The 16870-nt window shown below is 71.7% G+C and carries 20 protein-coding genes; 12 read left to right on the forward strand and 8 right to left on the reverse strand.

Annotated elements, in window-relative coordinates; genetic code table 11:
• The first annotated feature begins 13 nt into the window (after positions 1-13).
• Positions 14-2134, forward strand: a complete 2121-nt coding sequence (locus tag FS825_RS01055) for a PTS fructose transporter subunit IIABC (RefSeq protein WP_144710037.1) — start codon at positions 14-16, stop codon at positions 2132-2134.
• A gap of 222 nt (positions 2135-2356) precedes the next feature.
• On the opposite strand, the gene FS825_RS01060 is transcribed toward FS825_RS01055, so the two are convergent.
• Both FS825_RS01060 and FS825_RS01065 read right to left on the reverse strand, forming a co-directional pair.
• Positions 2357-3394, reverse strand: a complete 1038-nt coding sequence (locus tag FS825_RS01060) for a UDP-N-acetylglucosamine 4,6-dehydratase family protein (protein WP_313960532.1) — start codon at positions 3392-3394, stop codon at positions 2357-2359.
• Between the two features lie 83 nt (positions 3395-3477).
• Complete coding sequence (locus FS825_RS01065; RefSeq protein ID WP_144710041.1) at positions 3478-5190, reverse strand: beta-N-acetylhexosaminidase; 1713 nt, start codon at positions 5188-5190, stop codon at positions 3478-3480.
• A 30-nt stretch (positions 5191-5220) separates the two neighbouring features.
• On the opposite strand from FS825_RS01065, the gene FS825_RS01070 reads away from it, so the two are divergent.
• Both FS825_RS01070 and FS825_RS01075 read left to right on the forward strand, forming a co-directional pair.
• Positions 5221-6369, forward strand: a complete 1149-nt coding sequence (locus FS825_RS01070; protein ID WP_186377005.1) for an ROK family transcriptional regulator — start codon at positions 5221-5223, stop codon at positions 6367-6369.
• 92 nt (positions 6370-6461) lie between these two features.
• Complete coding sequence (locus FS825_RS01075) at positions 6462-7172, forward strand: DedA family protein (protein WP_144710044.1); 711 nt, start codon at positions 6462-6464, stop codon at positions 7170-7172.
• 4 nt (positions 7173-7176) lie between these two features.
• On the opposite strand, the gene FS825_RS01080 is transcribed toward FS825_RS01075, so the two are convergent.
• Positions 7177-7380 carry a hypervirulence associated TUDOR domain-containing protein gene (locus tag FS825_RS01080; RefSeq protein ID WP_144710046.1) on the reverse strand — a complete coding sequence of 68 codons (204 nt, stop codon included), beginning with the start codon at positions 7378-7380 and terminating at the stop codon, positions 7177-7179.
• 221 nt (positions 7381-7601) lie between these two features.
• Between FS825_RS01080 and FS825_RS01085 the strand changes: the two genes are divergently transcribed.
• Both FS825_RS01085 and FS825_RS01090 read left to right on the forward strand, forming a co-directional pair.
• Positions 7602-8654 carry a serine/threonine-protein kinase gene (locus tag FS825_RS01085; protein WP_144710047.1) on the forward strand — a complete coding sequence of 351 codons (1053 nt, stop codon included), beginning with the start codon at positions 7602-7604 and terminating at the stop codon, positions 8652-8654.
• 49 nt (positions 8655-8703) lie between these two features.
• Positions 8704-9327 carry a phosphoribosylanthranilate isomerase gene (locus FS825_RS01090; RefSeq protein WP_144710049.1) on the forward strand — a complete coding sequence of 208 codons (624 nt, stop codon included), beginning with the start codon at positions 8704-8706 and terminating at the stop codon, positions 9325-9327.
• A gap of 46 nt (positions 9328-9373) precedes the next feature.
• Here FS825_RS01090 and FS825_RS01095 read toward each other — a convergent pair whose 3' ends face one another.
• Genes FS825_RS01095 through FS825_RS01105 form a run of 3 tightly spaced genes read right to left on the reverse strand, consistent with a single transcriptional unit; the run spans position 9374 to position 11185 of the window.
• Positions 9374-10132, reverse strand: a complete 759-nt coding sequence (locus FS825_RS01095) for an HAD-IIB family hydrolase (RefSeq protein WP_144710051.1) — start codon at positions 10130-10132, stop codon at positions 9374-9376.
• 13 nt (positions 10133-10145) lie between these two features.
• Positions 10146-10565, reverse strand: coding sequence for an acyl-CoA thioesterase (locus FS825_RS01100; protein ID WP_144710053.1), 420 nt, complete (start codon positions 10563-10565; stop codon positions 10146-10148).
• A gap of 23 nt (positions 10566-10588) precedes the next feature.
• Positions 10589-11185 carry a nitroreductase family protein gene (locus FS825_RS01105; protein WP_144710055.1) on the reverse strand — a complete coding sequence of 199 codons (597 nt, stop codon included), beginning with the start codon at positions 11183-11185 and terminating at the stop codon, positions 10589-10591.
• An 87-nt stretch (positions 11186-11272) separates the two neighbouring features.
• On the opposite strand from FS825_RS01105, the gene FS825_RS01110 reads away from it, so the two are divergent.
• Together FS825_RS01110 and FS825_RS01115 are read left to right on the forward strand one after the other, a co-directional pair.
• On the forward strand, positions 11273-12196 hold the full coding sequence (locus tag FS825_RS01110) for an AEC family transporter (protein WP_144710057.1): 924 nt from the start codon (positions 11273-11275) through the stop codon (positions 12194-12196).
• 720 nt (positions 12197-12916) lie between these two features.
• Positions 12917-13297 (forward strand): four-helix bundle copper-binding protein, encoded by a 381-nt coding sequence (locus FS825_RS01115; protein ID WP_260980955.1) that lies wholly within the window; start codon positions 12917-12919, stop codon positions 13295-13297.
• Positions 13298-13354: 57 nt separating this feature from the next.
• Here the strand turns inward: FS825_RS01115 and FS825_RS01120 are convergent, their stop codons facing one another.
• Positions 13355-13603, reverse strand: coding sequence for a nuclease (locus tag FS825_RS01120; RefSeq protein ID WP_144710061.1), 249 nt, complete (start codon positions 13601-13603; stop codon positions 13355-13357).
• A gap of 92 nt (positions 13604-13695) precedes the next feature.
• A complete protein-coding gene (locus FS825_RS01125; RefSeq protein ID WP_144710063.1) occupies positions 13696-14532 on the reverse strand; it encodes an exodeoxyribonuclease III in 837 nt (278 codons plus the stop codon).
• A 118-nt stretch (positions 14533-14650) separates the two neighbouring features.
• Here FS825_RS01125 and FS825_RS01130 point away from each other — a divergent pair, with 118 nt between their 5' ends.
• From FS825_RS01130 to FS825_RS01150, 5 genes are read left to right on the forward strand one after another with little or no spacing between them, the layout of a single operon-like run.
• A complete protein-coding gene (locus FS825_RS01130; RefSeq protein WP_144710064.1) occupies positions 14651-15097 on the forward strand; it encodes an Asp23/Gls24 family envelope stress response protein in 447 nt (148 codons plus the stop codon).
• Positions 15094-15285, forward strand: coding sequence for a DUF2273 domain-containing protein (locus tag FS825_RS01135; RefSeq protein WP_144710066.1), 192 nt, complete (start codon positions 15094-15096; stop codon positions 15283-15285). Before FS825_RS01130 ends, FS825_RS01135 begins: the two co-directional genes overlap by 4 nt.
• Positions 15282-15647 carry a hypothetical protein gene (locus FS825_RS01140; RefSeq protein ID WP_144710068.1) on the forward strand — a complete coding sequence of 122 codons (366 nt, stop codon included), beginning with the start codon at positions 15282-15284 and terminating at the stop codon, positions 15645-15647. Before FS825_RS01135 ends, FS825_RS01140 begins: the two co-directional genes overlap by 4 nt.
• Positions 15644-16279 carry a hypothetical protein gene (locus FS825_RS01145; protein ID WP_144710070.1) on the forward strand — a complete coding sequence of 212 codons (636 nt, stop codon included), beginning with the start codon at positions 15644-15646 and terminating at the stop codon, positions 16277-16279. Before FS825_RS01140 ends, FS825_RS01145 begins: the two co-directional genes overlap by 4 nt.
• A complete protein-coding gene (locus FS825_RS01150; protein WP_144710072.1) occupies positions 16276-16869 on the forward strand; it encodes a hypothetical protein in 594 nt (197 codons plus the stop codon). The genes FS825_RS01145 and FS825_RS01150 overlap by 4 nt, the downstream gene beginning before the upstream one ends.
• The last annotated feature ends 1 nt before the right edge of the window (position 16870 follow it).

Here is a 16870-nt window from a genome sequence, read left to right on the forward strand (position 1 = left end):
AAAGGAGCAAACCATGTCCGTCAACACGAGTCCACGCCTCATCAGCGTCCAGCTCGTCGGTCTCGACGAGGACCTCGGCGCCACCTCGAGCGACGTCATCCGCGTCCTCGCCGACCGTGTCGCCGCCACCGGCCGAGCGGCCGAGGGGTCCGTCCTGGCCGAGGACGCCATCAAGCGCGAAGCGAGCGTCGGCACCGGCGTCCCCGGCGGCATCGCCATCCCGCACGCCCGCTCGGCGTCGGTCTCGGAGCCGACCCTGGCGTTCTCCCGGCTCGCCCGGAAGGTGTCGTTCGGCGCACCGGACGGCGACGCGGACATCGTCTTCATGATCGCCGTGCCCGAAGGCGCCGACAAGGACCACCTCACGGTCCTCTCGACCCTCGCCCGTGCCCTGATCCGCGACGACTTCACCGCCGCGCTCCGCGCCGCCGCCACCCCGCAGGACATCGTCGACCTCGTCGACCGCGAAGTGAGCGGCGAGGTGTCGGAAGCCGGCATCGGGAAGGCGAGCCGCGCCTCCAGTCCGACCCCGCCGGAAGGCGACACGGCGGAAGGCGACGCGGCGGAAGGCGACACGGCGGAAGGCGACACGGCGGGCCGACGGAAGATCATCGTCGGCGTCACCGCGTGCCCGACCGGCATCGCGCACACCTACATGGCGGCCGACGCGCTCGTCGCTGCGGCCCAGCGGGCCGGCGCCGAGATGCACGTCGAGACGCAGGGGTCCTCGCAGGTCGAGCCCCTCGACCCAGCGCTCATCGCCCGTGCCGACGCCGTCGTCTTCGCCGTGGACGTCGACGTCCGCGACCGTGGCCGCTTCGCCGGCAAGCCGCTCGTCTCCGGACCGGTCAAGCGCGGCGTCGACGAGCCCGACAAGATGATCGCCGAGGCCCTCCGTGCCGCCGACGACCCGAACGCCGCGCGCGTGCAGGGCGGAGCCACCGCGACCGAGACGACCACAAAGAACGAGCACTTCGGTCAGGCCCTCAAGCGCTGGCTGCTCACCGGGGTCAGCTACATGATCCCGTTCGTCGCCGGCGGTGGCCTCCTCATCGCCCTCGGCTTCCTCCTCGCCGGGTACGGCATCGCGCTCGCGCACGGTGACTCCGGGCAGAACAACGCCGTGTACACGCTGACGAACTACACGTTGCTGAACCTCCCACCGGAGGGGTTGGCCTACTACCTCGGCGCCGCGGCGTTCCAGATCGGCGGGATCTCCCTCGGGTTCCTCGTCGCCGCACTCGCCGGGTACATCGCGTACGCGATGGCCGACCGGCCGGGCATCGCGCCGGGCTTCGTCGCCGGGTCGATCGCCGTCTTCATGAACGCCGGGTTCCTCGGAGGGCTCGTCGGAGGCCTCATCGCCGGTGCGGCCGCGTACTGGATCGGGCGCATCCCGGTCTGGCGCTGGCTGCGTGGCCTGATGCCCGTCGTGATCATCCCGCTCTTCGCGTCGATCATCGCGTCGGGGCTGCTGCTCCTGGTGCTCGGCGGACCGATCGCCTGGGTGATGACGCAGCTCACCGCGTGGCTCAACTCGCTGTCCGGTGCGTCGGCGATCCTGCTCGGCATCATCCTCGGACTCATGATGGCGTTCGACCTCGGCGGCCCGGTCAACAAGGTGGCGTACGCGTTCGCCGTCGCCGGCCTCGGCGCCGGGTCGGCCACGAACGTCGTCCCGTTCGAGATCATGGCAGCCGTCATGGCAGCCGGCATGGTCCCGCCGCTCGCGTTGGCACTCGCCTCGACCGTGCTCTACCGCAAGGGGTTCACGAAGCCCGAGCGGGAGAACGGCAAGGCAGCGTGGCTCCTCGGCGCCTCGTTCATCTCGGAGGGCGCGATCCCGTTCGCAGCAGCCGACCCGCTGCGTGTGATCCCGGCGTCGATGGTCGGTGCCGCGGTCACGGGGGCGATCTCGATGGCGGCCGGGGTGACCTCGCGGGCACCGCACGGTGGAATCTTCGTGTTCTTCGCCATCGGGGACGTCGGGATGTTCATCGTGGCGATCCTGGCGGGCACCGTGGTGTCGGCGCTCGTGCTGGTCGGGCTGAAGAAGTGGGTGCGGCGGGCGCCGGCGGCGTCGGACGCCGCCGTGTCCGAGACGGCTGGCGACCGTGTGGCTGTCGCCGTGTAGTGGACGTCACCGGCTGACGGACGGGAGGCGCGGTGCCGGCTGGCACCGCGCCTCCCGTCCGTCGGTGGGCGCGACCCCCGTCGCGTCGCCGAGCCGTGCGATCTGGTGGCTCGCGCGGTCGCGTGTTCTGCAGCGTGCTCGTCGGCGGGCCGCACTTCGAGCGACCGGGCCACAGCCTGAGCGGCGTGTCGTGTGGCGCCGCGTGGCGGGCCGGGCCGAGCGTCAGGCGGCGAGGAGGATCGGCGCGGTGTCGATCCGAGCCGGCTCGTCCACCTCGGCCGGCGCGAGCGGCGGGACCGACGCGTGGGAGATCTTCGGGTGTACGGGACGGCGTTCCGTTTCACCCCGTCCGATGAGGTCCTCGTGCAACTTCTCGCCCGGACGCAGCCCGGTGAAGACGATGTCCGACGAGCCACCCATCGCTTGCACCATCCGGCGGGCCACGTCGAGGATCCGAACGGGAGCTCCCATGTCGAGGACCAAGACCTCCCCGGGCTGCGCGATGGCCGCCGCCTGGATCACCAGGTGGCACGCCTCGGGGATGGACATGAAGTAGCGCGTGGCGTCGGGGTGGGTGACCGTGACCGGACGTCCCGACCGGATGAGGTCTGCGAAGAGCGGCACCATCGACCCGCGGCTGCCGAGGACGTTCCCGAAACGCACCGAGACGAAGTCCCGGCCGGTCTCGGCCGCGGTCCATGCGGTCAGGCGCTCCGCGATGCGCTTCGTTCGGCCGAGGACACTCGTCGGGTCCGCTGCCTTGTCGGTGGAGATGTTCACGAGCGTGCGGACCCCGGCGTCGACCGCCGCTGCGAGGACGTTCCGGGTGCCGAGGACGTTGGTCTTCCAGCCTTCGTCCGGGTACTGCTCGAGCATGGGAAGGTGCTTCAGCGCGGCGGCGTGGAAGACGACGTCGGGTCGTCGTGACAGGAACACCCTTCGAATCGTTTCGGCGTCCCGGATGTCGGCGAGCACGACGTCCTGCGTGTCGAGCAGCCCGTGGCCCGCGACGGCGACCTGGACCTGCTGGAGCGCGCTCTCGTCGCGATCGAGCATGATGATCTCCGACGGTTCGTACCGCATCAGCTGCTGACAGAGCTCACTCCCGATCGATCCGCCGGCACCGGTGACGAGGACGGTCTGCCCGCGGACGAAGTCCACCGCGAGTTCGAGGTCCGTCTCGAGGGGCTGCTTGCCGATGAGGGTTTCGATGTCGATGTGGGCTGAGCCGTCCGAACCTGGGACGCTGAAAACGGGCACGGTGCTCCTCGGATGCGGCAACTGGTGGTCAGTACATGGTACCCACTGATATGCCGCATGTACATCGTTTCATGTTGACGCTGCTACTCGCTGATGTTGGCCGTCACCGCGTTGATGTACGCGGCCCGCTCCTCGCGCGAGTGCGGACGCCCGGGCACACCCGGCCGCTGCTCCCAGGGGAACGGACCGGCCTCGTGCCGGTACTCGATCCCCATCGCCTCGAGCCGTGCGACGTGCTCGGCCAGGCGTCCGCGGAACTCCGCGACGTCCCGGGGGCCGGTCGCGTCGGCCGACCACAGCGCCTCGGCGAGGGCGGCGACCCGCGGGAACAGCTGGTAGTCGAGCTTCCGCGCCGAGTCGACGTGCTCCGTCCACATGTTGCCCTGGCCGCCGATCACGTGCGCACGCTCGTCGTCGGTGAGGTCCGACGGCACCGGGTCGAACGCGAAGACGTCGTCCACGGTGAGGACGATCGACACCGGGATCGGCTCGGTCGCGAGGTCGCTCTGCCGGTAGTCGAGGTACACCTGGTCGTCCGGGGCGGAGATGACGTCGTGCCCGCGCTTGGCAGCGGTCCGGGCACCGGTCAGCCCGCGCCAGGACAGGACCGTCGCGGACTTCGAGAGCGTCCCGCCCTCGAGGATCTCGTCCCAGCCGAACGCGCGCCGACCGTGCGACTCGACGTGCGCGGCGAGGCGGCCGATGATCCAGGCCTGCAGCTGCTCCTCGTCCTCGAGCCCGAGCTCGCGGATGCGCTCCTGGGTGCGGGGGTCCTGTTCCCACTGGACCTTGGGGCACTCGTCGCCGCCGACGCCGATGTAGTCGGAGGGGAACAGCGCCATGACCTCGTCGAGGACGTCCTCGAAGAACTCGATCGTCGACTCGTCGGCGTTGAGGACGTCGTCGGCGATGCCCCACTCCGTCCAGACGTCGACCGGGGTCTCGGGGTGCACGCCGAGGTGCGGGTACGCGGCGAGGGCAGCGCGGACGTGCCCGGGCGTCTCGATCTCCGGGACGACGGTGACGAAGCGGTCCGCGGCGTAGGCGACGATCTCCCGGATGTCGTCCTGCGTGTAGTAGCCGCCGTGCGGGCGCCCGTCCCTGCCGGCGACGATCAGCGTGCCGTCCGGCCCGGGGACGTGTGCGCCGACCTGCGACTCCGTCCGCCACGACCCGATCTCGGTCAGGCGCGGGTACTTCCGGATCTCGATCCGCCACCCCTGGTCCTCGGTGAGGTGGAAGTGGAGGCGGTTCAGGCGGTGCGCGGCGAGCTGGTCGATGACCCGCATCACCTCGTGCTTGGTGCGGAAGTGCCGGGCGACGTCGAGCATGACACCGCGCCAGGCGAAGGCCGGGGCGTCCTCGACGATGGTCGACGCGATGGTCCACGGACCGGTGCCGACGCGTCCCTTCCGGTAGACGTCGGCGGGCAGGGACTGCAGGAGCGCCTGGACGCCGTAGAAGACGCCGGCCGGGCCGCCGCCGGTGATCTCGACGCCGGCGGCGGTGACCGTGAGCCGGAAGGACTCCGACCGGTCGCCGCCGGGGCCCTCGGGGAGTGCGACGTCGTCGGAGGCGACGCGCAGCACGATCACGTCCCGCTGGGTGGCGTCCGCCCCGTCCGCGGCGTCACGCACCGGCAACCCGGTCGACCCCCGCAGGGTCTGCTGCAGGTACAGTCGGACCGACTCGCTCGCAGGGTCTGCGGCGATGCGGGTCGACGGCGTGAGCGCGAAGGCGCCGGCACCGGGTTCGGTGCGGAGCGGCCGTGGGATGAGCATGTCGGAGTCCACCATTCCTCAATGATCTTTCGTAATATGGAGGCTATGGCCGTGGACGAGACCCTGTCAACGCTTCCGAACGGTGTCGTCGGGAGCACGCCCGGCATGCTCCGGCTCATCAACTCGCGCGCGATCCTCGACGAGCTCTTCCGCGGCGACGGTTCGCACACCGTCACCGAGCTGAGCCGGACGGTCGGGCTCTCCCGCCCCACGGTCGAGGCGGCGCTCGCGGACCTCGTGGACGAGGGCTGGGTCAGCGAGGCCGAGGCGATCGCGACGCCGAACAAGGCCGGACGCCGGGCGAAGCGGTTCCGTGCCGACGCCGCGGCCGGATCGGTGCTCGGCGTCGACCTCGGGCTGCACGGCATCGTCGGCCTGCGGTCGGACCTCCGCGGCCAGCGGCTCGCCCGGGTGGAAGAGGTCTACACCGACCTCGCCTCGGCCGAGCAGGCGTGGGAGAGCGTGCAGGACGTCGTCCGACGACTCGTGGCCGGCACGGATCCGTCACGCCTCCTCGCCGCCACGTTCGGGGTGCCGGCCGTGGTCGACCGCTCCGGCGAGATCGACTACACGGTCGCGGTGCCGCAGTGGGTCGAGCGTCGGGTGCCCGGACGGATCGGCGACCTCTTCCCCGACTCCGCGACGTTCTTCGACAACGACGCGAAGCTCGCCGCCACCGCCGAGGCGATGTGGGGACGCTTCCGAGGGGTCCAGGACGGCCTGTACCTGGTGATGGGTCGCCAGATCGGAGCGGCCTACGTCGTCGACGGGGCACTGGCGCGCGGTGCGCGCGGAGCAGCGGGGGAGATGGGCGGCCTGGCATCGACCGGCTGGCCGAGTGCACCAGCCCGACTGGAGGCGCGGATCCCGTCCGGCTCGGACCTCGAGTCCGTCATGGTGTCGGCCGGGCAGGGGGACGCGGCCGCCGCTGCGGTGGTGCGCGGGCTCGCCGAGGACGTCGCTCCCGGCGTCGTCCAGCTCGTCGCCACCATCGACCCCGAGGTCGTGGTCGTCGGCGGCGAGGTGCTCCCCGCCGCCGAGGTGTTCTGCGCCGCCCTGACCGAGGTGGTCACGCCGCAGCTCCGGCACCCGGTGGGGATCGTGGCGTCGACCGTCGGTCGTGACGCGGTGGCCCGCGGTGCCCTCGCCCGATCGCTCACGCACGTGCGGACGTCGCACATGGGGCTCGGCTGACGGGTCCGGCTGTTCTCGGGCGGGCGGGCCGGCCCGGGCGACGTCCAGGTCCTGCGCCGGGTTCTGTCAGGGCACTCAGGGACGATGGCGGCATGACGACTGCCCTGGCCGCCCTCGCCCCGACCGTGACAGCCGCCTCCGATGCCGCCGACGACGCCGAGATGGGCGGGCTGTCCGGCCTCGTGCTCCGGCTCATCGACGCCCTCGGCGAGTGGGGTGTTGCGCTGATGCTCTTCGTCGAGACGGTCTTCCCACCGATCCCGTCCGAGGTCATCCTGCCGCTCGCCGGGTTCCTCGCCGGTGCCGGGCGGATGAACCTCGTGCTGGTCCTGGTGCTCGCGACGCTCGGGTCGTACCTCGGGGGGCTCGTCCTCTACTGGCTCGGCGCGGTCATCGGCTTCGAGCGGACGGTCCGCTGGCTCGGCAAGCTGCCGCTCGTCGACGAGGACGACTTCCGCACGGCAGCGGACTGGTTCCACCGGCACGGCCGGAGCGCGGTGTTCTTCGGCCGGTTCGTGCCGATCGTCCGGAGCCTCATCTCGTTGCCGGCGGGTGCCGACCGGATGCACCTCGCGACGTTCTCGGTGTTCACGATCATCGCGAGCGGCATCTGGAACAGCGCGCTCGTCCTGCTCGGCGCGGCGTTCGGCTCGCAGTACGAGCGCGTCGAGCAGTACACGGAGTGGATCGACCGCGTCCTCTACGTCGCGATCGCAGCCGTCGCGGTCACCTTCGTCGTCCGACGAATCCGACGTGGCCGCCAGGCCCGCGAGACCCGGCGGACCGAGCCCGCGGGCGACTGACCGGTCAGGCCTTCGTCAGCGCCGACTCCTTGTGGGCGGCCTGCTTGCCGGACTTCTCCGACTCGACGATCCAGTACGGGTCGTCGTCGGTCGGCTTGAAGTGCTGGCCGTCGAACTGGAAGTCCTTCGTCTTCTTCTCGACGAGCGTGCCGGTCGTCTTCCCTTGCGAGGTGTTCCAGTGGACCTTCTCGCCCTTGGACAGTGCCATGTTCGTCCTCCTTGCGCGTTCGGCGCGTGATCGCTCACTCTCGGAGAGGCCGACCGTACCCCGATGCATCCGCATGGTTCCGGGGAAGTCGCGGGAAACTGTCCCCCATCACGATGTCATAACGCCGCTCCCGAAACGGAGGGCGGCGCGTACCCTACTGGGTGAGTCACCTCGCTGGCAACTGCCGCGGACAACCGGGCTCCGAACGGAACGACACACCAATGACCCTGCTCGAGAGCGCACGGACGGACACGGTCCTCGCGGGTCGCTACCGGCTCGTCAAGCTGATCGGCACGGGCGGCATGGGGTCGGTCTACGAAGCGCGTGACGAGCACACGTACCGAGCGGTCGCCGTGAAGATGTTCGCGACCCCCGAGTCGATGACCACGGCCGACCGGGTCCGGCAGGAACGCGAGATCCGCCTGCTCAGCATGCTCTCGCACCCGGGCCTGATCCCGCTCTACGACGCCGGGACCCACGACTTCGAGGACGGCCCGCACCGCTTCATCGTGATGGAGCTCATCGCCGACACGACGCTCCTCCGCCGACTGGCCGACGGCGCGATGCACAACTACGAGGTGGCCGACCTCGGTGCCCAGCTCGCCGACGCCCTCGCGTACGTGCACTCCCGCGGCATCGTGCACCGGGACGTCAAGCCGGCGAACATCCTGATGAGCGACGAAGGGTCGTCCGGGTTCGCCCGCACGGTCAAGCTGACGGACTTCGGCGTCGCGCACTTCGTCGACGGGTCACGGTTGACGAACGACGGCACGATCATCGGCACCGCGGCCTACCTCAGCCCCGAGCAGGTCGCCGGCGAGCCCATCGGGTTCGCGACGGACGTCTACTCGCTCGGCCTCGTCCTGCTCGAAGCCCTGACCGGCAAGCAGGAGTACACCGGCACCCTCATCGAGGCGGCGCTCGCCCGGCTCCGGCACGACCCGGAGATCCCGGACGGCATCGCGCCCGAGTGGCGGGACCTCCTCGCGAAGATGACCGCGCGCGACCCGGAGCGGCGCCCCACGGCCGTGGCGATCGCCAGTGCCCTGCGCGGGGGATCGACGCAGATCACCGGACCGGTCCCGCTCGGACCCGCCCGCGTGGAGCACAAGCGCGCCCACCGCATGCACCGTGCAGCGCACCGGCACGCCAGGCGCGGCACGTTCGTGGTGGTGCAGCGCTGGCGGCGGCGGAACGTGCTCGTCGGGTCGTTCGCCGTGTTCGGGGTCCTGGCCGCCTGCGCTGCCTCGTACGTCGCGGGCACCCTGCACTGATCGGGACCGGACGCTCCCCGCGTCCGTGGTCCCTGGCAGGATGGACGGCATGACCGACCAGCGCTGGATCAAGATCTGCGGCCTGTCGACGCCCGAGACCGTGGACGCCGCCATCGACGCGGGCGCCGACGCCGTCGGGTTCGTGTTCGCCGCCGGGAGCCCCCGGACCGTGACGGCCGACCTCGCGAAGGAGCTCGTCGCGCGGGTGCCGGACGGCATCGACGCCGTCGGGGTCTTCCGCGACCAGGAGATCGACGAGATCGTCGGCATCGCGTCCGAGGTCGGGCTCACCACCCTGCAGCTGCACGGCGGCGAGTCCGCGACGGACTTCGCCCGGGCGCGCGACGCCGGTTTCTTCACCATCCGGGCGGTCGCCGCCGACGACTACCTCCGCGAGACCCCGGACGTGCGCGCGTCGTACGACCACGACCTGCTCCTGCTCGACGCCGCGGTGCCGGGCAGCGGACGGCTCATCGACCCGGCGTCCATCGCGGGGAAGGTGGACGAGGCATGGATCCTCGCGGGCGGGCTCACGCCGGCGAACGTCGTCGCGGCGATCGAGTCGCTCGACCCCGACGGGGTCGACGTGTCGAGCGGGGTGGAGTCGGAACGCGGCGTGAAGGACCCGGCGAAGATCCGGGCGTTCGTCGAGGCGGTCCGCAGCATCCCCTGACGGCCGAGCCGCGCCTCCAGTCCGGCCCTTCCTGCCGGACGGACCGTCAGCGCAGCGTCGGGATCAGTTCCGTCAGGAACGCGTCGGTGTCCTCCCACCCCGTCACCGCGTGGCACGGGACGCCGAGCGCCTTGACCGGGTAGTCGTTGCCCTCGGGGTCGAGTCGGTCGCCGACGAACAGCATGTCGTCGAGCGCGATGCCCGTGATCTCGGCGAGCCGCTGCATCCCGTACGCCTTGTCGATGCCCTTGCGAGTGATGTCGACGCTCGTCGAGCCGCCGGAGCGGACCTCGAGGTCGGGGAGCTCGGCCTGCACGAGCCGACGGAGCTCGTCCTTCTTCGCGCCGGTCGGGTCCCAGCGCTTCTTGACGTCGACGGGCGCGGCCTGGCCGAGCGCCGAGAAGGTGATCTGGGAGCCGCGGTCCTCGAGGATCGCTCCCCAGGTCTCGGACTCCCAGAAGCCGGCGGCCTTCGCCTGGGACTCGACCACGGAGAGGGCGCGGGCCTTCTGCTCCTCGGTGAGGTCCTCGGCGTACTGCAGCGCCCAGTCGTCCCCGGACCACCGGTAGTAGGCGGTGCCGCAGGTCGGCAGGAGGTGGAGGTCGTCGAGCACGAGGCCCTCGCGCTGCCGCAACGGAGCCACGAGCTGCTGCTCGAACTGCGCGAAGTTGCCACCGGAGATGACCGCGACCGGCACGACCTCGAGCAGGGACGCGAAGGTCTCGAGCATGCGGGGGTCGAGCGCGGACTTCGAGGGGGCGAGCGTGTCGTCCAGGTCGAAGGCGACGAGTCGGGGCGTGGTCATGCGACCGATTCTGTCAGGCTCGGTGGGTCGCCGGGACACGGTCGCGCGCGTAGGTGATGTCGGTGTACCCGTGCGGCGCCGGGTTGCCGTCCGCGTCGAGGTTGACGAACACGACCTCGTCGATCGTGAGGATGCTGCGGTGGGTGAAGAGGTTCCTCGCCTCGGCGCGCATGGTCAGCGAGGTGCGGCCGAAGCGCGTGGCGACGAGGCCGATCTCGACGATGTCGCCCTCGCTCGCGGACGAGACGAAGACGATCTCCGACATGTACTTCGTGACGACCTTGCCGTTGCCGAGCTGGATGATCGCGTAGACGGCGGCCTCCTCGTCGATCCAGCGGAGGAGGCTGCCGCCGAACAGCGTGCCGTTCGCGTTGAGGTCTTCGGGGCGGACCCACTTGCGGGTGTAGAAGTTCATCTCCGGCGTCTGTTCCATGTCAGTACATGCTACGCCCCGGACTACTCCTTGACGAGCACGACCTCGTCGAGCGGGATGCGGGTGCGCGGGGCGACCTCGCGCTCGGCGGCCTTCTCGTCGAGCTGCGACGGGTCCGCCACGGTGCCGATCGCGGTGACGGTGAACGGGACGAAGCGCTCCGGGAGGTCGAACGCGGCGCGGAGGCCCTCGACCTCGATGCCGGCCATCTGGTGGACGTGCAGCCCCTCGGCGTGCGCCTGCACCGTCAGCGCGGCGATCGCCTGGCCGAGGTCGTACTGCGCGAACGGACGCGCGGTGCCGTCCTCGGTCTCGGTCTCGAGGATGCCGACGACGAGTGCGCTCGCGCGGAACGCCCACCCGGCGTTGAAGCCGATGAGGTTGTCGTTGATCTTGCGGAAGGTCTCGGTCCCGCGGCGGCCGGCGATGAAGCGGCGCGGCTGGAAGTTGTTCGCGGAGGCCGCCCAGCGTGCGGCTTCGAGGACGGCGTCGAGCTGCTCGTCGGAGACGGTCGCCGACTCGTCGTAGGAGCGCGGGCTCCACCGCTCCTCGAGGAGGGGGACCAGGGGCTGGCTGGAGTCGGTCGAACGGGTGAGCGTCGCGGAGTTCGTCGAGGTCATGGTGGCTCCAACGGTATTCGATGCGTTCGCATTTCCGGCCTGAGCGACGTCACATGACAGCCGTCCCCAGGTGCAAGGATGGACGCGATGGCTGGCGTGTTGACGGGGTTCGCGATCATCGGCGCGATCATCGCCGTCGGGTACGTCGTCGGGCGCGTCGGGCTGCTCGGCCAGCACGCCCAGTTCGTGATGAGCCGGCTCGCGTTCTTCGTGCTCATGCCCTGCCTGCTGTTCCACACCATCGCCACGGCCGACATCCACGTGCTGCTGTCGCCGATGCTGTGGGTGTCGCTCCTCAGCGCGGTCGTCGTCGCGGTCGGCGCCGGCATCCTGTTCCGGGTGGTGCTCCGCCGGCCGCTGGCGACCACCACCGTCGGTGCGCTCGCGTCGAGCTACGTGAACGCGAACAACATCGGGCTGCCGGTCGCCGTGTACGTCCTCGGGCAGGCCACCGCGGTCGTCCCGGTGATCCTGCTGCAGCTCGTCGTGCTCGCCCCGATCGCGCTGACGATCCTCGACACGGCGACCTCGGCCGGCGGCAGCTGGGGACGCCGGGTGTCCGGGCCGTTCCGGAACCCGATCATCATCGCGTCCCTCGTCGGCCTGCTGTTCTCGGCGACGGGGATCGAGCTGCCGACGCCGGTGCTCGAGCCGTTCTCGCTCGTCGGCGCTGCGGCCGTGCCGATCGTGCTGCTGTCGTTCGGGATGAGCCTGCACGGTGCGACGCCGCTGCGGGACCCGGCGATCCGGACGGACGTCGTCGTGGCGTCGGCGATCAAGCTCGTGGTGATGCCGGCGGTCGCGTTCGTGTTCGCGCGGTTCGTGTTCGGGCTCGGGGACCACGACGTCTTCGTGCTCACGACGCTCGGGGCGTTGCCGGCGGCGCAGAACGTGTTCAACTACGCGCAGCGGTATGGGGCGGCGGTGCCCGTGGCGCGGGACGTGGTGCTCATCTCGACGGTGGGGTCCGTGCCCGTGCTGGTCGTGGTGGCCGCGTTGCTGCACCCGTAGGCCCGCGCGGGCGCCCGGGCCCGCTCGGCGCGCCGAGCGGGCGTTTTCTGTCACGTTCGGCGCCTCCGGGCGGCCGGTTCCGCCCGCTCGGCGGTGGGGTGGCGGCGGGTCGTGCCCGCTCGGCGGACGGGAGGCGCGGGGCGGGCTGGCGCCGCGCCTCCCGTCCGGCGTCGGCGCGAGCGGGCGTTTTCCGTCACGTTCGGCGGTCCGGGGCGGCGGGTTCCGCCCGCTCGGCGGGGCGGTGGCGGCGGGTCGTGCCCGCTCGGCGGACGGGAGGCGCGGGGCGGGCTGGCGCCGCGCCTCCCGTCCGGCGTCGGCGCGAGCGGGCCTTTTCTGTCACGTTCGGGGGCTGGGGGCGGCGGGTTCCGCCCGCTCGGCGGGGCGGTGGCGGCGGGTCGTGCCCGCTCGGCGGACGGGAGGCGCGGGGTGGGCTGGCGCAGGCCTCCCGTCCGGCGTCGGCGCGAGCGGGCCTTTTCTGTCACGTTCGGGGGCTGGGGGCGGCCGGTTCCGCCCGCTCGGCGGTGCGGTGGCGGCGGGTCGTGCCCGCTCGGCGGCGCGCGCCGGCCGGCGGCCGCCGCCAGGCCAGGGGGATTCTTCGCGGGCTCGTAGCCTGCGCTCCCGACGGCCCGCGTACCGTGGGCGGCATCGCGGCACCGAGCGGCGCCGCGCCGGATCGAGGGACGGGAGACCCTGATGGACACGATGGCGATGATGAAGAGCATGTCCGCGACCGACATGCCCATGGCGATGGACGCGGAGATGATGCAGGACACGATGATGGCGATGAACGCCGCGTCGATGGCCGCGACGATGTGCTCCGCGAGCGACATGCGCATGGGTGCCGAGATGGCCACGTGCGCAGCGATGTGCTCGAACACGGCGATGATGGCCGACACCGGCATGCGCATGATGATGCGTCCGATGGGGATGGACGCCTCGAGCATGCGGACGATGCTCATGGCCTGCGTGGCGATGGGCACCGCGTGCGCGGCCGAGTGCCGGCAGCACGCCGACATGGACGAGTCGTGCCGCTACTGCGCGATGGCGTGCGACGAGATGGTCGCGAAGTGCGAGGCGATGCTCACCGCGATGCCCGCCTGACGAGCGCGAGCGCCAGAGCGGCAGCCAGCGCGAGCACGCACCCGACCGCGACGCCTCCTAGGCGACGCGGGCCGTCGTGGTGCGCTCGCCGACGCTGAGGATCTCCGCGACCGGGTGGTGGGCGACCGGGTCGCCGACGGACGCGAGTGCGTCGGCGTCCGCCACCCGGAGCTGCGTGACGGCACCGTCGAGGAAGGCGACCACGAGGTCGGCGGGACGGGTCTCGACGACGATGCCGTCCCTCCAGGCCTTCGGGGTGGCGTCGGCCATGACGCGCTGGATCGGGAGGACTGTCGTGCGGGACATGGCTTCACCTGCTCTCGGAAGGGGGTGCAGGAAACGTACGTCGTGCTGCCGGCGGAGGGCGACGGCAGCCGTCGCGTGACGTAACAGAAGCGTCAGAAGATCATCGGGCGGTCGTCGTCGAGCGAGGTCTCGAGGTCCAGGTCGACCGTGACGGGGACGTGGTCGCTCGGGGCGTCGCCCTTCCGCTCGTCCCGGTGGATGGCCGCCGCCACGGTGACGTCGGCGAAGGCCTGGGAGCCCATCACGAAGTCGATGCGCATGCCCTCGTTCCGCGGGAACCGCAGCTGCTTGTAGTCCCAGTAGGTGTAGCCGTCGGGGACGATCGGTCGGACGACGTCCTGCAGGCCGCGTTCCTCGAACGTGCGGAACGCCGCGCGCTCGGGCTCGCTCACGTGGGTGGCGCCCTCGAAGACCCGCATGTCCCAGACGTCCCGGTCGAGCGGCGCGACGTTCCAGTCACCCATCAGCGCCAGCGGGGTCTCCGGGGCGGCGGTCAGCCACTCCGAGGTGCGGTCGGCCAGCTGCGCGAGCCAGTCGAGCTTGTACGTGTAGTGCGGGTCGCCGACCTCGCGGCCGTTCGGCACGTAGAGGCTCCAGAGACGGACGCCGTCGACGGTGACGCCGATCGCGCGTGCCTCGACCGGGAGGTCCGGTCCCTCCTGCCCCTTGAGGAACCCCGGCTGACCGGGGAAGTCGCGCTCGACGTCCTCCATCGGCAGACGGCTGGCGAACGCGACGCCGTTCCACTGGTTGAGCCCGTGCGCCTCGACCTGGTACCCGGCCTGCTCGAACGCCTCGACGGGGAACTGCTCCGGCTTGCACTTGATCTCCTGCATGCCGAGGACGTCGACGTCCTCACGGACGAGCCAGTCGACGATCCGACCGACTCGGGTGCGGACGGAGTTCACGTTCCAGGTCGCGACGCGCATGGGTCCGAACCTACCGCGGGACGGCCGGGCGTCCGCCGCGGGCGCGGTGCCGCTCACGGGCGCGGCACGGCACGATGGTGTTCGCTGGGAGACCAGGCAGCGAGCGCAGGAGGCACTGATGGCATCGACGACGAACCGCGTCGACGGGACCGCGACGACCGGCACCACGACGACGCAGGTGACCACCAAGGGCAGGACGATCATCGACGACACCGTCGTCGCGAAGGTCGCCGGCATCGCCGCTCGGGACGTCCCCGGGGTCTTCGCCCTGGGCGGCAACGCCGCGCGCGCGTTCGGGGCGATCCGCGACGCGATCGGTTCGAGCGCGCTCGGGCAGGGCGTCCGCGTCGAGGTCGGCGAGACCCAGGTCGCCGTCGACCTGACGATCGTGGTCGACTACCCGACGCCGATGATGGAGGTCGCGACCGCCGTGCGCGCCGCCGTCACGAAGGCCGTGACCGAGCTCGTCGGGCTCGAGGTCACGGAGGTCAACATCGCCATCAACGACGTCAACATCCCGGGGCTGGCCGGCGTCGAGGTCGACTCCGAGGGTCGCGTCCGGTGAACGCCACCGTCGTCGGCATGGGCGCCGGCGCACTCCTCGCGATCGTCGCGGTGACGCTCGGCTTCTGGGCGTTCGTCGTCGTCGCCGTCTTCATGGTCGTGGGCGGCCTGGTCGCCCGGATCGTGACGGGCGACATCGACCTCCGCCGTCTGCTCGACGTGCTGCGCGGGCGCCGGAGCTCCTCGTGAGCGCGGCCGCCGGCGGCGCCGTGGGCGCGCGTCCGGTGGCCGGGTACGACCGCATCGGCTCCGCCGCGCTCGTGCACACCGCCCAGGCGGTCGCCGCCGAAGCGCTGCGCGTGCCGTTCCGGGAGGCGCGTGCCCGGGTCGCCGACGACGGTCACGGTGGGCTGGCGGTCGAGATCACCGCCCCGCTCACCGTGCCCGTGCTGGGCAGCCACGCAGTCCCCGACGAACCCGTCACCACCACGGCGCACCGGGCCCGCGGCACGATCGCCGAGCGGCTCCGGAGCATCACCGGTCGACAGGTCCAGCGGGTGACCGTGACGTTCTCGTCGTCCGTCGTCGACGTCCCGAGGCGGGTCCGATGACCGACCTGTCGACCACGCCCCCGACCACTGCGGCCCCGTCGTCGACCGGCCGCACCCACGACCGCGTGTACCGCCGGATCGTCCGCCGCGAGACCAACGCGTCCCGTTCGGGCGCCGTCGTCGTCGCGATGCTCGTCGCACTCGTCGTCGCGGCTGCCGCAGTGTTCGCCGCCGTGCTCGTGCTCCTCGACCAGCGCGTCCTCGGCATCGACCCGCGGGACGTCGTCGACACCGCGGCTCGTGCACCCCGGGGCCTCGACGCCACGATCGTGATCGGGATCGGCGCCGTCGTGGCCCTCGTCGGACTGGTGTTCCTCGGGCAGGGACTCCTGCCCCAGCGGCGGCCGCGGCACGCGATGTCCTCCGTCCGCCTCGCGGTCGTGGTCGACGACGAGGTCCTCGCGTCCGCTGCTGCCCGCGCTGCGCGGTCGGCCACCCGGCTCGGACCCGACGCCGCCGTCGGCACCGTCGGTCGCCGCACGGTGGACGTCGTGCTCCGGCCCGCCGCGGGTGTCGACGTCCCCGCCGTGGCCGCGACCGAGGCCGTGGAGTCGGAGTTCGTCGCGATCGACGCGCAACCGTCCGTCACCGTGCGGGTCCGCGTGCAACCGACCGGACGGGTGGACGGATGAACGCGACGAACCGCGGTGTGGGCCGCACGGCGCTCGTGCTCGTCGGTCTGGCACTGCTCGTGCTCGGCGTCGGCGCGATCCTCGTGCAGACCCTGCCCTGGGCTGCGGCGACCTGGCACGACTGGGCGCGTTCGCTCGAAGCCCTCGGAACCGGTGCCGGGCGGGACGCCTCGGCCACCGCGTGGACGTGGGTGCTCGGCGGTGGACTGGTGCTCGGGATCCTCGCGATCGTCGTGCTGTCGACGCTCGGTGGCGGCCGCGTCGGCACCGTGATCGAGGACGACGGTTCCGCGGACGGGGTCGCGGGCGCGGTGCGGATCGACTCCGCCGCGGTGCAGCACGCACTGTCCTCCGCGATCGGGGCGATGCCGCAGGTCGGGTCGCTGGCGGTCGACGTCTACCGGGTCCGGGGCAGCCGGGCGATCCGCATCCGGGTCCGACCCCGACGCGGGGCGTCCCCGCGGGACATCACGACCGGCGTCGAAGGCATCGTCGCCGACCTCGACGCGCTCCTCGGCGACCAGCTGCCGGTGCTGCTCGAGATCGCCCGCGGCGGATCGGGGTCCGGCCGCACGGACCGGGTGCACTGAG

This window comes from Curtobacterium pusillum (assembly GCF_007680845.1).
Lineage (GTDB): Bacteria > Actinomycetota > Actinomycetes > Actinomycetales > Microbacteriaceae > Curtobacterium > Curtobacterium pusillum_B.

Coding starts and splice junctions, on each gene's coding strand:
- FS825_RS01075 (WP_144710044.1), top strand. CDS start 6,462: ATGACGACTGCCCTGGCCGCCCTCGCCCCGACCGTGACAGCCGCCTCC.
- FS825_RS01125 (WP_144710063.1), bottom strand. CDS start 14,532: ATGCGCGTCGCGACCTGGAACGTGAACTCCGTCCGCACCCGAGTCGGT.
- FS825_RS01080 (WP_144710046.1), bottom strand. CDS start 7,380: ATGGCACTGTCCAAGGGCGAGAAGGTCCACTGGAACACCTCGCAAGGG.
- FS825_RS01070 (WP_186377005.1), top strand. CDS start 5,221: ATGGCCGTGGACGAGACCCTGTCAACGCTTCCGAACGGTGTCGTCGGG.
- FS825_RS01150 (WP_144710072.1), top strand. CDS start 16,276: ATGAACGCGACGAACCGCGGTGTGGGCCGCACGGCGCTCGTGCTCGTC.
- FS825_RS01100 (WP_144710053.1), bottom strand. CDS start 10,565: ATGGAACAGACGCCGGAGATGAACTTCTACACCCGCAAGTGGGTCCGC.
- FS825_RS01145 (WP_144710070.1), top strand. CDS start 15,644: ATGACCGACCTGTCGACCACGCCCCCGACCACTGCGGCCCCGTCGTCG.
- FS825_RS01120 (WP_144710061.1), bottom strand. CDS start 13,603: ATGTCCCGCACGACAGTCCTCCCGATCCAGCGCGTCATGGCCGACGCC.
- FS825_RS01085 (WP_144710047.1), top strand. CDS start 7,602: ATGACCCTGCTCGAGAGCGCACGGACGGACACGGTCCTCGCGGGTCGC.
- FS825_RS01090 (WP_144710049.1), top strand. CDS start 8,704: ATGACCGACCAGCGCTGGATCAAGATCTGCGGCCTGTCGACGCCCGAG.
- FS825_RS01130 (WP_144710064.1), top strand. CDS start 14,651: ATGGCATCGACGACGAACCGCGTCGACGGGACCGCGACGACCGGCACC.
- FS825_RS01065 (WP_144710041.1), bottom strand. CDS start 5,190: ATGGTGGACTCCGACATGCTCATCCCACGGCCGCTCCGCACCGAACCC.
- FS825_RS01055 (WP_144710037.1), top strand. CDS start 14: ATGTCCGTCAACACGAGTCCACGCCTCATCAGCGTCCAGCTCGTCGGT.
- FS825_RS01105 (WP_144710055.1), bottom strand. CDS start 11,185: ATGACCTCGACGAACTCCGCGACGCTCACCCGTTCGACCGACTCCAGC.
- FS825_RS01115 (WP_260980955.1), top strand. CDS start 12,917: ATGTCCGCGACCGACATGCCCATGGCGATGGACGCGGAGATGATGCAG.
- FS825_RS01095 (WP_144710051.1), bottom strand. CDS start 10,132: ATGACCACGCCCCGACTCGTCGCCTTCGACCTGGACGACACGCTCGCC.
- FS825_RS01110 (WP_144710057.1), top strand. CDS start 11,273: ATGGCTGGCGTGTTGACGGGGTTCGCGATCATCGGCGCGATCATCGCC.